Genomic DNA, 13,420 nt, shown 5'->3' with positions numbered 1-13,420 from the left:
CCTGTTATGGGGCTACTTGACGATCAGCAGGTCGCGGAGCCGTTCCCCGGCCGCAGGTGCCTGGCACAGTCCCGCGCCGGTGAATCCCGCCGCGTACAGGAAGCGGCGGGTGGGGTGTTCGCCGATGAAGGCGGTGTTGTCGGGGCTGGCGTCGAAATCGCCGCTCCACGCGCGATGCAGGCCGATGCCGTCCAAGGCGGGGAACAGGGTGCCGAGATGGCCGGCGATGCGGCCGAGCCAGGCTTCGCGTGTTTCGCCGGCCTTGGGTGCGCCCATGGCGAGGAGGATGCGGTCCCTCCACGACCGGATCCGCAGGCCGGACGCGGCGTGCATCGTCATGGGCAGCTCGCGGTGCGGGGAGGGCGGGACGTCGGTGAACAGCATCTCCATCACCCGGGGTGCCAGCGGCAGTTCGACCGATGCCATGGCTGCCACCTCGCCGGACCAGGGCCCGGCCGTACACACGATGCTGTCCGCCTTGATGCTGCCCTGCGGGGTGTGGACGGTGTTGTCGTCGTCGATGCCCGTGACGGGTGTGTGGGTGAACAGGCGGGCGCCGTGGTTGCGGGCGGCGGCGGCGTAGCCGCGGACGATGTCGAGGCCGTCCACGTGGTACGCCTCGGGTGACCAGGCGGCGGCCAGCACGGCGCGCTCGTTGACCAGCGGGTTGCGCTCGGCCGCTTCGCGGGCGCTGATCAGGCCGACTTCGACACCGGCGGCCCGCTGGGCCTGATGGCCGGCCTCGAAGTCGGCGATCTGCCGTTCCTCGGTGAACAGCGCCATGAACCCCAGCCGCTTCAGACCGAGGGGCGCTCCGGTGTGGCGGGCGAAGTCCTGATAGGCGTGCAGGCTGCGCACGGCCAGCTGCCCGGTGGCGGGGGCGCCGGGGAAGTAGGTGCGGACCATGCCCGCCGTGTGCGCGGATGCCCCGCCGCCGAGGCCTCCGCGTTCCAGCAGCACGGTGTTCACACCGGCTTCGGCGAGGTGGTAGGCGGCGGAGGTGCCGATGACTCCCCCGCCGATGACGACGGCGTCAGCGCGGACAGGCAGGGTGCCGGGCATGGCTACGCGCCCACCTTGGCGCTCTTCTGGCGCAGGTGGTCCCCGGTCTCCCACGGGTACAGCTGGAGGTTCCAGCCGCCGAGGCAGTTGATGTAGAGGGCCATCTGGCTGGTGACGGCGTAGAAGTCGGCACGGTCGAGGCGGTCGACGATGCCGAGGAAGCGCTGGGTGAACGCCCACAGCTTCTCCAGACCGCAGTAGCCCAGGAATTCGGCGGGCACTCCGACCAGGAGGCGGGTCATGTGGACGAGGGCGTCCATGGGCATGTCCTGGACCGCGGCGCGGACCAGTCCGCCGTAGGCGGCGTAACCCAGGGGCCGGGTCTCGCCGTTGACGAACAGCAGGGTGGGAAGGACGGTGCCGAAGTTGCCCGCCTGGGAGGGGATGAACCCCTGGTGGAGGTCGTCCAGCTCGGCCGGGGGCGCGAGCCAGATCTTCTCGGTCTCGGCGACGATGTCGGCGATCAGGCGGCCGGCGTCCGTGTCGGTGGCCCGGAGCGTCGGGATGCGGTGGCCGCCCGGCTCGCCCGCGCGCCGCACTTCGGCGACGATCTGCTTCTTCGTCGAGTAGACGGCGTCCCAGATCGCGGCCCCGGCTTCCAGCAGGGCGGGCATGTCCGCCTCACGAATCCGGCCGACGGGCGTGGCGGGCATCGGCTCGGTCAAGGTGCCGTACTTGATGCCCAGGTGCTGCAGACCGGAGCAGAACACGGTGCCGTTCGGGGCCTCGCGCCGGTCGGGGATGCGGGTCTCGTGGGGCGTGTGCAGCAGCGTGGGTATCGGCGCCACGTGGTAGAGGTGCTCTCCCGCGATGAGGGCGTGTCCCTGGAGGCTCTGGTACGGCAGGGACTCCCACAGGGCGTCGGCGAGTGCCGGGTTGCGGTCGTCAAGGTCGGCGGTGACCGTGATGCCGAGGTCGGGCCAGGAGATTTCGATCTGACGGCCAGGCAGCTTCTCAGACAAGGCTTTTCCAGTTCGTCGCTTCGGCTTGTCCTAGAAGTCCATCGCCAACTGGCTTGCACCGGCCAGGCGTTGAAGACATGAAACCTTGATCGACTTGAGGCCCACGATTTGTGTGTTTCTACGGAACCGCAGCTCACGCGGGTTGGTGCTGATCGCCGAAGACGGAAAAGCCAACGAGGCCCCCAGGCTGTTGTGTTGAGACGTCGGACATCTCGGCACAACAGCCCGGGGGCCTCGTCCGGGTTCGTTTGTCGGGCAACCCGGCCCGGTGAATGGGGTTTTCAGTAATCGATGCGGTCGGACTTGGCCAGCCACGCGTCGAACGGCGCCGTACGGTTCGGCATGTCCACTCGCTCGATCGCCATCGGCCACAACTCCGAGGGCTTCTTCTCGAACAGGTCGTAGAACTTGCGGTCGTCGAAACCGGCCACCGCGGCGTCATCCCGGTCGGCGGCGAAGATGATCCGGTCCACTCGCGCCCACAGCGCGGAGGAAAGACACATCGGGCACGGCTCGCACGAGGTGACCAGGACGCAACCTTCGAGCGAGAAGCTGCCCAGCTTCTGGCAGGCGGCACGGATCGCGCTCACCTCGCCGTGCGCCGTCGGGTCCAGGTTCGAAGTGACCCCGTTGTTCCCGATCGCGACAATCTCGCCGTCCTTGGCGATCAGTGCGCCGAACGGACCGCCGCCGTTCTTCACGCTGTCGGTGGCAAGGCCGATGGCCTCGTCCATCCAGGTGCGCTCGATCTCCTGGATGCTCGTTTCCTGGGTGTACGCGGTCACGGTCACTCCTTTTTGCACACGGTGGGGATTCCCCGTATCGGCGTCGTGTGCAAGTACACCCGCCGGGCCCCGTCGAGGGTCAGTCACCGAAACCATGAAGGAGTTGGCTGGCCGGCCGACCGCTCTCGTAGATTCACATGAAGGACGGGACCCGGTAACCACGGCGTCTTCCGCCCGAAACAGGAGCGTCAGATCGCTTCGGTTTCGAAGGCGCGCAGCAGATCGGCAGCGACACTGACGGCGATGGTCGCGGGTTCCTTGCCGGTGATGTCGGCCAGCCCGATCGGGGTCTTGATCCGGTCGATGGTGGCGTCGTCGTGACCGCCCTCGGTGGACAGGCGCTTGCGGAACCGCACCCACTTGGCCGCCGAGCCGATCAGCCCGATGGAGCCGAGGTGATCGGTGCGCAGAGCGGCGTCGCACAGGGCAGCGTCCTCGGCATGATCATGGGTCATGATCAGGACGTGGGTGCCGCGCGGCAACTCCTCCAGCACCTCCTCGGGCAGCAGCGGCGTGTGATGCACGTGCACCTGCGCCACCGCGTCCGCCAACACATCGAGCCGTTGCTCGGTGAGGATGTCGGAGCGCGTGTCGATCAGATGGAGGTCGAGGTCCTGACGTGCCAGGATGCGCGCCAGTTCCAGCCCGACGTGCCCGACGCCGAAGATCGCCACCGCGTTCACCACCGGCAGCGGTTCGAGCAGCACCGAGACCGTGCCGCCGCAGCACTGCACGCCGTGCTGGTTGGTGACCTTGTCGTTCAGCGCGAAATCCATCAGCTCGGGCTCCGGCTTGGACGCCGCGATCATCTCGCGGGCCCGGTCGATCGCGACGGCCTCGACGTTGCCACCACCGATCGAGCCCCACGTCTCGGTCTGTCCCACGACCAGCTTCGCACCGGCCGCGCGCGGAGCATGGCCGCGCACGGTCGCGACGGTCACCAGGACGCCGGTCTCCCGGCGTGCCCGCAACCGTGCGACCGCGGCGACCCATGTCATGTCAGGCACCGCTCAGCGCTTCCACCGTGTGGCCGTCGGCAGCGGCCCCGTTCCGGGAGACCTCGCCCTTGCGGGCCTCCTGGATCGCCCAGTACACCGCTTCCGGCGTCGCGGGCGAGGCCAGTTCGACGCTGACGCCGCCCGGCCCGAACGCGGCGGCCGCCTGCCGCAGCGCCTCGCGCACCGAGAACGCCAGCATCAGCGGAGGCTCGCCCACGGCCTTGGAGCCGTAGACAGCGCCCTCCTCCGTGGCGTTCTCCAGCAGCGTGACGTTGAACTCCTCCGGCATCTCGGAGAAGCTCGGCAGCTTGTACGTGCTCGCCGCCTGGGTCTGCAGCCGTCCGCGGTGCGGCCCGTCGCTGGTGTCCCAGCGCAGGTCCTCCAGCGTCAGCCAGCCCGCGCCCTGCACGAAACCGCCCTCGACCTGACCGATGTCGATCAACGGGGAGAGGCTGTCGCCGACGTCATGGACGATGTCCACGCGCCGGATGCGGTACGCGCCGGTGAAGCCGTCGACCTCCACCTCGGCCGCGGCGGCGCCGTTGGAGAAGTACTTGAACGGCGTGCCCCGGAACGACTTGGCGTCCCAGTGCAGCCCTTCGGTCCGGTAGAAGCCGGCCGCCGACAGCTGCACCCGCTGGAAGTACGCGGTGTGCACCAGGTCGTCCCAGGCCAGCTCCTTGTCGCTGCCCAGGGCGCGCGCGACGCCCTCGACGATGCGAACGTCGGAGGCGTTGACGCCCAGCTGGGAGCCGGCCACCTGCAGCAGCCGTCCGCGCAGCTGCTCGCAGGCGTTCTTGATGGCCCCGCCGTTGAGGTCCGCGCCGGCGCTGGCCGCGGTCGCCGAGGTGTTGGGCACCTTGTCGGTACGCGTCGGGGCGAGGCGGACCTTGTGCAGCGGGATGCCCAGGGTGGTCGCGGCCACCTGCATCATCTTGGTGTGCAGGCCCTGGCCCATCTCGGTGCCGCCGTGGTTGATCAGGACGGAGCCGTCCTTGTAGATCAGCACCAGCGCGCCGCCCTGGTTGAAGGCGGTGAGGTTGAACGAGATACCGAACTTGATGCCGGTGATCGCGAGCGCCCGCTTGGTGTGCGGGTGCGCGGCGTTGAACGCGGCGATCTCGCGCTTCCGATCGGCGATGCCGGCGTTCTCCTGGACCTGGTGCCAGACGGTGGAGATCCGGTCGGCCTGGGTGACCGGCTGGCCGTACGGCGTCGTCTGGCCCTGGTCCGGCTGGTAGAAGTTGCGCTCGCGCAGCTCCATGGGGTCGAGGCCGAGCTTCGGTGCGACGCGGCCCATGATGTCCTCGATCACCAGCATGCCCTGCGGTCCGCCGAAGCCGCGGAAGGCGGTGTTGGAGACCGTGTTGGTCCTGGCGATGCGACCGGCGACCCGCGCGTTGGGGATCCAGTACGTGTTGTCGATGTGGCACAGCGCGCGGGCCAGCACCGGCTCGGACAGGTCCAGGCTCCAGCCGCCGTCCGCGGTCAGCGTGGCGTCGAGGGCCTGGATACGGCCGTCGGCGTCGAAGCCGATCTTCCACGAGGCGTGGAAGCCGTGCCGCTTGCCGGACATGGTCAGGTCCTGCGTCCGGTTGAGCCGGAAGCGGACCGGGCGGCCGGTCAGCTTGGCGCCGAGCGCGGCGACGGCCGCGAAACCGTGCGGCTGCATCTCCTTGCCGCCGAAGCCGCCGCCCATCCGCAGGCACTGCACGGTCACCTCGTGAGCGGGCACACCGAGCACGTGGGAGACGATCTCCTGGGTCTCCGACGGGTGCTGGGTGCTGCTCTGGATGAACACCTGCCCGTTCTCGTCGATCTGGGCGAGGGCCGCGTGGGTCTCCAGGTAGAAGTGCTCCTGACCGGAGAACTGGAACTCACCGGTGAACACGTGCGCGGAGTCGGCGAAGCCGGCGTCGATGTCGCCGGTCTCCATCAGCGGCCTGGCGCCGTGGTAGCTCTCGGCCGCCATCGCGTCCTGCAGCGTGATCAGCGCGGGCTGCTCGTCGAGCTCCACCTCGACGGCCGCGGCACCGAGCCGGGCCGCTTCGAGGTTCTCACCGAGCACCCAGGCGACCGCGTGACCGTGGAACATGACCTCGTCGGGGAAGAGCGGCTCGTCGTGCTTCATGCCGGCGTCGTTGACGCCGGGCACGTCGGCACCGGTCAGCACCCGGACCACGCCGGGCACGTCGAGCGCGGGCTCGGTGTTCAGCTTGGTGATCCGGCCGTGGGCCTTCATGACCTGCACCGGGTAGGCGTGCAGCACGTCCTTGGTGCGGTGGATCAGGTCGTCGGTGTAGAGCGCGGTGCCGGTGACGTGCTGGAAGGCGCTCTCGTGCGGCATCGAGACGCCGACGACCGGCTTCTCGGGACGTTCTGACAAATGGCTCATGACGACACCGCCTCGGTGGTTTGCGCGTGCAGCTTCAGCAGGCTCTGGCCGAGCATCGCGGAGCGGTAGAGGGAGCTGGCGCGGTGATCGCTCATCGGCGTTCCCTCGCCGCGCAGCACCCGGGCCGCGGCCTCGACGGTCTCCACCGACCACGGCCTGCCCTCCAGGGCGGCCTCGGTGGCGAGCGCACGGATCGGGGTGGCGGCCACGCCGCCGAGGCCGATGCGCGCCTTGCGGACGACGCCGTCCTCGATGTCGAGCGCGAAACCGACCGCCACGCTGGAGATGTCGTCGAAGCGCCGCTTGGCGATCTTGTGGAAACCGGTGACCGGCGACAGCGGCAGGGGGATGCGCACCGCGCGGATCAGCTCGCCGGGGCGGCGCACGCTCTGCCGGTAGCCGGTGAAGTACTCCGCCAGCGGGACCACGCGCTCACCGTCGGCGTCGGCGAGCACCAACGACGCCTCCAGGGCGAGCAGCACCGGCGGGCTGTCACCGATGGGCGAACCGGTGCCCAGGTTGCCGCCGAGGGTCGCACCGTTGCGGATGAGCCGGGATGCGAACTGCGGGAACAGCTCCGCGAGGAGCGGGACGTCACCGTCGAGCTTGCGCTCGATCTCTGTGAGCGTCAGTGCCGCGCCGATCTCGATGTGGTCGGATTCGACGCGCAGCTCCCGCATCTCGGGCAGCCGGTCGATGGCGATCACGCACTCCGCCCGGCGGGAGCGGATGTTCACCTCCACCCCGAAGTCGGTGGAGCCGGCGACCACCACCGCGTCGGGCTGCTCGCGCAGCAGCCGCAGCGTCTCGGCCAGGGTGTTCCTGCGCAGGAACGTGCTGTCGTCCTGGGTGTACTCGGTGGCCACCGGCGCCGGCGGGGACTGCTCGCGGCGCTGCGCCAGCGGGTCCTCGTCTGCGGGTTCCCCCACGGCGAACGCGGCGTCGCGGATCGGGCGATAGCCGGTGCAGCGGCACAGGTTTCCGCTCAGCGCGTGCAGGTCGAAACCGTTCGGACCGTGCTCGGCGTCGGCGTGGGCATCGGCGCCGTCGGCCGGGTCCGCGTGCGTGCAGCGGCCCGGCCGGTAGTACTCCGCGGCCATGCTGCAGACGAATCCCGGTGTGCAGTAGCCGCACTGGGAGCCGCCGCGGACCGCCATCTCCTCCTGCACCGGGTGCAGGGTGGGCGCCGTGCCGTCCTCGCCGACCGTGGCGAGGCCCTCGGAGGTGATGACCTCCTGGCCGTCCAGCGCCGCGGCCGGGACCAGGCAGGCGTTGACCGCCACCCAGTCGGTGGGCTTGTTCACCCCGGGACGGGCCACCAGGACCGAACAGGCGCCGCATTCACCCTCGGCGCAGCCTTCCTTGGTGCCGGTGAGGCCACGCTCGCGCAGAAAGTCCAGCACCGTGGTGTGGGGCGCAGCCGGTGAAATCGGCGTTTCTTTCCCGTTGACCGTGATCCGCGCCTCTGTCATGACAGGCCTTCGTTTCGGTGCGTGATCGATTGATTCATCATGTTCGCCAATTTCAGGCAGCTTTCTGTGTTCAGGCGCGCCACAGAAGAGGAGAGGGCGCAGAACGGCACGCAAAAGCGACATGCCGGAAGGGGGTGACGGGAAACCCGGAATGTGCCACGGACGGGCACATCAGAACGGCGTACTCAGCAGCCGTGCGCGATCCGACCCGGAACCCAGACAGTGCACTGGGCGAGGCGACCAAGATCAGAGCTGGTGTTCATCTGCCGGTCGCCTCCTTTCGGTCATTATGGGTCGACGTTTACCGCAAATTAGTGGCCGTGGCCACCGCGGTCAAGAGGTTGACCGCGGTATCTCGAGAACCGATCGGTTTCGAGGCCGGGGCCGCCACCGCGGGGTGGTCGAGCTCACTCGCCCCGTTCGCGAGAACCGTGAGGACCGTGCGAGGACCGGTGCCGCCGCCACTGCCACACGGCTCCCACCGCCAGCGACCCGGTGGTCAGGGCGATCGCCAGCACCGGCCAGCTGCTCTCGGCGATCCGCACATCGGTGAGCGCGACTCCGGCGATCAGGGCCACCGGCACGAGCAGCGACAGCAGGGCCCGGCCCACGCCCACCAGCGCGGCCGGGTCCAGCCGTCCACGTCTACGGCCGCGGGTGTGGCGGCGGACGCGCGCGTCCGCGAAGTAGTAGCGGACGGCGCGGTCGGTGAGGCGGTCCGTGGCGCGGTCGTAGGAGACCGCCAGGTACGGCAGCCAGACCAGCGGCGCGACCATGCCCACCAGGATCACCGTGCACGTCAGCAGCAGGCGGCCCGCCTGTGCCCACCAGCGCGACCGGCCGGTGGTGGGCGTGAGCAGCCCGAGCAGCCGGGCCATCCGCCATGTCAGGTCCCACAGCGTCGTCAGGCGCAGCCGGCGCACCGGCGGAGGCGGGCGCTGGGCGGTCAGTGCGGCGCGAGCGGTGCCCACGTCCTCGTAGACGCCCTGCAGGACGAGGAGTTCGGCCGCCCGTTCCTCGTCCGTGGGGTCGCGGCCGTCGAGGGCGGCGAGTTCCAGGACCGTACGGGACTGACGGAGCAGGGCCGCGCAGAAGGCGAACGGGGCGAACACCAGCATCGGACCGCCGACGAACGCGCCCTCGGACGCCGTGGCGCGACGCCCCCGGCGAATCACCTCGCGGTACCGGTCGGCATGTTCGGCGTCCGCCGGGAGCGCCGCCACCGCCCGCCGGGCCGCCTCGCCCCGGTGCCGTACGGCGAACAGGGCCAGTTGCTCGGGCAGTCCCCGGGGATCGGCGAGAGCCTGGCGAAGAAGGTTTCGTTCCGTGGACGGCACGGCGCGTCAGTACCGCGGCGCCGTGCCCGCCCCGGCCGTCACCGCACCGCCTTCGCCCTGGTCCGGCTCGGGTCGCGCCGCCGGTACCGCACGAGCCGTCCAGCGAGCCATGACGTCTCCTTCGCTCTCGGCCCCCGTCCCAGTGAAGTGCCTCACGGTGACGTCCGCATGCCGACGTCACCCGAACGGCACCGCACCGCTCGCGACCCTCGCGGCGGTGCGGGTCGTCGCTGCGTGGCTACTGGACGTCCACGAAGTCGCCGGTCGCGTTGACCGCCGGTGTCGTCGACGTGCCCGCGAAGCTGTAGCGGAAGTAGCCGTCGGTGGAGGCGGTGACGGTCGTCTTCAGCTCGCCCGTCGAGTTGGAGTTGATGGTCTTCACCGTGGTGTAGGTGTCGCTGCCCTTCTTGCGGAACTGCAGCTTCACCGGCTGGTTCGTGTAGCCGTGGTACAGGTTGTCCTCCCAGTTGGCCCGGGAGAGCTTGCCGGTGACCGTGATGGTCCTGCCCTTCTTCACCGGCTCCGGAGAGGCGTTGACCGTCAGCTTCGAGTAGCGCTGCACCTTGAACGTGGTGGCCGCGTCCCGGTGGATGAAGTCGAGGTCGTTGGCGGAGACCAGCGTGCTGAGGTTCCAGGTGGCCGCCGCACTGTTGTTGACGAAGCCGGTGGACGCCTGCGGGTCGAAGGTCAGCGTGCCCGTGCAGGTCGACGTGGTGGCGCTCGCCTTGACGCACGTGATGTCACCGTCGTCGTACCAGATCTGCGCGAAGTTCGGGTTCGGGCCGAAGGCGCTGATGTACGTGGTCTCGGCGATGCCCGAATCGTCCGAGGCGGTCACGGTGACCTTGGCGGACACCACGTTGGTGGTCCCCACCACGACCGGCTTGCCGCCGTTGACGACGACCTTGTCGATCGTGATGTTGCCCGCGCCGCCGTCCTCCGCCTGCGCGGCGGTGGCACCGGCCGCGGTGGCGACCAGCGCGACGCTGGTGCCGAGCAGGGCAAGGCGTGTGGTGGTGCGCATGAATGTTCCCCCCGGGGAGTTCTTGATCGATCAGGGGGAGCGTACGGCGTTGGCCAAGGGTTCACCACGTTGTTGTTTCAACATCTCCACCGGGCCGGGCTTCAGCGCGCGATCCGTACCGTCTTCGACTCGCTCACCTGGTCCAGCTCGGAGACCCGCACCGTCACTTTCATCGTCCAGGTGCCGGGGAAGGGCAGGTTGACCGCCTCGGTGCCCCAGTAGCCGCCCTGGTCGGTGAGGCCGGCGTCCAGGGGGCCGATCTTCTGGTCGGCGAGGGTGAAGGAGAGGCGCAGTTCGGGGACGGTGGAGATGCCGCCGTCGGAGCCGAACACCACGGCCTGGACGGTGTTCTCGCCGACCCGGCCCGGTTCGAGCGTGATCTGCACCTTGCCGCGACCGCCCGGGGTGCCCACATCGAAGGGGATCACCGTGGTGGACGAGGTGGGCGCCCCCGCGGCCGACCCCGTCGCTGTGGCGGCCGACGCCTCGGTCGCGGCCCGCCCCGGCAGCGTGCCCGTGAGCACGGTGGTGATCACCAGCACCACGATGCCGACGGTGACTTCGGCCAGAACGGAGCGGCGCAGATTACGGACCGGAAGGGGCGGTACGTCGTCGGGCGGTACGTCGTCGGCGGAGGCCCCGGTGACCACCTCGGCCGTCGGGACCACCGGGGCCTCCGCCGCCGCCGATCCCCCCACCCGCTCCAGCACCTTCTCCTTCGCCCGCTCCCTCTCCTTGTCCTTCTCCTCCTCCGGCGCCTCCGCCACCGCCAGCCGCGCCGTCCACCTCCGTGAGAAGGCCGCCGCCGTCAGCAGCACAACCACCGCGCACAGCTTGGCGATCAGGATGTCGCCGTACGACGTGGAGGTGAGGGCGTGCCAGGAGCCGAGGCCGCGCCAGGACTGGTAGATGCCGGTGACGGTCAGGACGGTCACTGAGGTGAAGGCGAGGCGGGAGAAGCGGGGGAGGGCGGTCGCGGGGAGGGGGGCGGCCGAACGGGAGCGGTAGAGGGTGGTGAGCAGGGCGGCCAGGCCGCCGAGCCAGACCGCCATGGCGAGCAGGTGCAGCACCGAGGACGTCATCGCCAGGGGCACCTGGATGCCGGCGGAGGCGTGCTCGGCGGCGGCCCAGGTCAGCGCGAGGGCGACGGAGAGCACGGCGCCCGTGGCGAGGAGGGCGGGGGTGCGCTGTTCCCGCTCCGGCCGCCCCTTCAGCCGTAGCGACAACGCGGCCGCCGCTGCCAGCAGCACCAGCCTTGCCAGCAGTACGGCACCTGGTCGGCTGGTCAGTGTGTGGCGCAGGGCGGACGGGTCGAAGGCCGTCGCCGGGCCGCTGCCCGTCTCGTACGGGCCGCGCAGCACGAGCAGCGCGAGCGTGGCGGCGAGCAGGGTCCACCAGCCGGCGAGGAGCGGCTGCTTCAGGGGGCCGGTGTCGTTCGGGCGGCAGACCAGGGCGAAGACGGCGGTGCCGATGAGGAGGGCGAGGGCGGTGTACGCGGCGTAGCGGGCGATGTCGTAGAGGCTGCCGGTGACCGGGTCCTCGGTGGGGGTGTCCGGCAGCACCGCCTGGGTGGCGGAGGGCTTGCCGACGGCGAAGGTGAAGGCGCCGGAGACGGGGTGGCTGTCCGCCGAGACGACCCGCCAGGCCACCGTGAACGTGCCGGTTCCCAGGTCGCGGGGGAGGGTCACGCGGGCGGTGTCGGAGCGGTCGTCCGCGTGTTGCGGTGCGCCGGTGTGGACGCGCCGGTTGTCGGGGTCGAGGACGCGGAAGGAGTCGTCGAGGAGACCGACGGACTCGGTGAAGGTCAGGGTGACGGCGCCCGGGGCGGACTTGAGGACGGTTCCGTCGCCCGGGTCGGTGCCGCTGAGGGCGGCGTGCGCGGACGCGGTGCCGGCGCCGCCGAGGAGGAGCAGGCCCAGCACGGCGCCCAGCAGCACCATGCGCCGAACGACCCGCCGTCGCCGGCCGGGCTCTCCTCCTTGTCCGCCGCCTCGTGCGCCACGGTGTCCTTCTTCCTGCCGTTCGCCCACGTCTCGCTCTCCGTCTCCGGATCCGGGTCTCCAGGTGTACGGGTATACGGACGCGCACCGTGAAGCGCTCACCGCGCCCGCCTCGGTACCCGCGCTCGACGCATGAGCCTCCCGCTCACCAGGTCGGCCGCGCGGACACGCCTCCGTCCACCACCAGGTCGTGGCCGCTGATCCAGGACGCCAGCGGCGAGGCGAGGAACACGCAGGCGTCGCCGATGTCCTCGGGGCGCCCCAACCTCCCTGTGGGCGCGGCCTGTTGCCAGCGTCGTACGCCGTCCGGCCAGGCCTCGGCGAGTCCTTCGCGGTCGACCAGGCCTGGCGAGACGGTGTTCACGCGGATGCCGTGCGGCCCGTATTCGAGGGCCGCGGCGCGGGCGTGCATGACGACGGCGGCCTTGGAGGCGGCGTAGTGGGCGTGCAGCGGGGCGGGGTGGGCGGCCTCGATGGAGGCGATGTGGGTGATGGTGCCGCCGCCGGTCTCCCGCATCACCTCGGCGGCGGCCTGGGTGCAGGCGAAGACGCTCGACAGGTTGGTGTCGACGACGGCCCTCCAGTCGGCCAGGGACATGCCGGGCAGTTGCTGAACCGGCTGCACGCCCGCGTTGTTGACCAGGGAAGTCAGCCTCCCGCCCCACTCCGCGGCCTCACGGACCACCCGGCGGCACGCGTCCTCGTCCCGCAGATCGCCCCGCAGTGCGACCGCCGTTCCACCCGACTCCCGTACGGCGTCCACCACTTCAGCCGCGTCCGACGTACGGGTGTGGACCGCGACCGCCGCCCCGGCCCGCGCGAGCCGCAGTGCGATCCCCCGGCCGATCCCGCCCGCGGCCCCGGTCACGAGGGCGACCTGCCCGGCGAGGAGTCCGGCCGCTGTCACGGGCGGCCCAGCGCGGCGATCCGCACCGCCTCCGCGGGGTAGCGGACGGCCAGTTCGGCGGGGTCCCCGTGCTCGTAGTCGCGGTAGGTGAAGCCGGGGGCCATCGTGCAGCCGAAGAAGGACCAGGCGCCGCCCGCGGCGACCCGCGCGCCCATCCAGGTGCCCGCGGGGACGGTGAGCTGCAGGTGCTGGCCGCCGAGTATGTCGGGGCCGAGGACGGCCGCGCGGGATGTTCCGTCGGGGGCGAGGAGGAGCATGTCCATCGGGTCGCCGAGGTAGAAGTGCCAGATCTCGTCGGCGGGGAGCCGGTGGAGGGCCGAGTAGTCGCCCGGCTCGGCGGTGAGCAGGGCGACGATCGCGGAACCTTCGGGGCGGCCGTCGGCGCGCTCGGGCCCCGCCCACGTACGGCGGAAGAGGCCGCCCTCGCGGGGGATGGGCTCCAACTCGTAGTGGCCGATCAGGTCTTCAGGAGTCACCC

General features: G+C 70.7%; 11 protein-coding genes. All 11 read right to left on the bottom strand.

Going from position 1 to position 13,420, the window contains the following annotated elements:
- Positions 1-12: 12 nt before the first annotated feature.
- Positions 13-1,062, bottom strand: coding sequence for an NAD(P)/FAD-dependent oxidoreductase (locus tag AB5J56_RS23760; RefSeq protein ID WP_369234785.1), 1,050 nt, complete (start codon positions 1,060-1,062; stop codon positions 13-15).
- A gap of 2 nt (positions 1,063-1,064) precedes the next feature.
- The gene (locus AB5J56_RS23755) at positions 1,065-2,024 is read right to left on the bottom strand and encodes a hypothetical protein (RefSeq protein ID WP_369234784.1); all 960 of its coding nucleotides are present in this window, start codon (positions 2,022-2,024) and stop codon (positions 1,065-1,067) included.
- Positions 2,025-2,305: 281 nt separating this feature from the next.
- Positions 2,306-2,809 carry a nucleoside deaminase gene (locus AB5J56_RS23750; RefSeq protein ID WP_369234783.1) on the bottom strand — a complete coding sequence of 168 codons (504 nt, stop codon included), beginning with the start codon at positions 2,807-2,809 and terminating at the stop codon, positions 2,306-2,308.
- Between the two features lie 188 nt (positions 2,810-2,997).
- On the bottom strand, positions 2,998-3,807 hold the full coding sequence (xdhC, locus tag AB5J56_RS23745; protein WP_369234782.1) for a xanthine dehydrogenase accessory protein XdhC: 810 nt from the start codon (positions 3,805-3,807) through the stop codon (positions 2,998-3,000).
- 1 nt (position 3,808) lies between these two features.
- Positions 3,809-6,202, bottom strand: coding sequence for a xanthine dehydrogenase molybdopterin binding subunit (xdhB, locus tag AB5J56_RS23740; protein WP_369234781.1), 2,394 nt, complete (start codon positions 6,200-6,202; stop codon positions 3,809-3,811).
- Positions 6,199-7,674 carry a xanthine dehydrogenase small subunit gene (locus AB5J56_RS23735; protein ID WP_369234780.1) on the bottom strand — a complete coding sequence of 492 codons (1,476 nt, stop codon included), beginning with the start codon at positions 7,672-7,674 and terminating at the stop codon, positions 6,199-6,201. The genes xdhB and AB5J56_RS23735 overlap by 4 nt, the downstream gene beginning before the upstream one ends.
- Before the next feature lie 407 nt (positions 7,675-8,081).
- Positions 8,082-9,011, bottom strand: a complete 930-nt coding sequence (locus AB5J56_RS23730; protein WP_369234779.1) for a hypothetical protein — start codon at positions 9,009-9,011, stop codon at positions 8,082-8,084.
- 238 nt (positions 9,012-9,249) lie between these two features.
- Positions 9,250-10,035 (bottom strand): calcium-binding protein, encoded by a 786-nt coding sequence (locus AB5J56_RS23725; RefSeq protein ID WP_369234778.1) that lies wholly within the window; start codon positions 10,033-10,035, stop codon positions 9,250-9,252.
- A 101-nt stretch (positions 10,036-10,136) separates the two neighbouring features.
- A complete protein-coding gene (locus tag AB5J56_RS23720; RefSeq protein WP_369234777.1) occupies positions 10,137-11,975 on the bottom strand; it encodes a copper resistance CopC/CopD family protein in 1,839 nt (612 codons plus the stop codon).
- Between the two features lie 205 nt (positions 11,976-12,180).
- Positions 12,181-12,942, bottom strand: a complete 762-nt coding sequence (locus AB5J56_RS23715) for an SDR family NAD(P)-dependent oxidoreductase (RefSeq protein WP_369234776.1) — start codon at positions 12,940-12,942, stop codon at positions 12,181-12,183.
- Complete coding sequence (locus AB5J56_RS23710) at positions 12,939-13,418, bottom strand: cupin domain-containing protein (protein ID WP_369234775.1); 480 nt, start codon at positions 13,416-13,418, stop codon at positions 12,939-12,941. The genes AB5J56_RS23715 and AB5J56_RS23710 overlap by 4 nt, the downstream gene beginning before the upstream one ends.
- Between the last annotated feature and the right edge of the window lie 2 nt (positions 13,419-13,420).

The organism is Streptomyces sp. R21, assembly GCF_041051975.1.
Taxonomy (GTDB): domain Bacteria; phylum Actinomycetota; class Actinomycetes; order Streptomycetales; family Streptomycetaceae; genus Streptomyces.
This window is presented reverse-complemented; position numbering and strand designations above follow the sequence as displayed.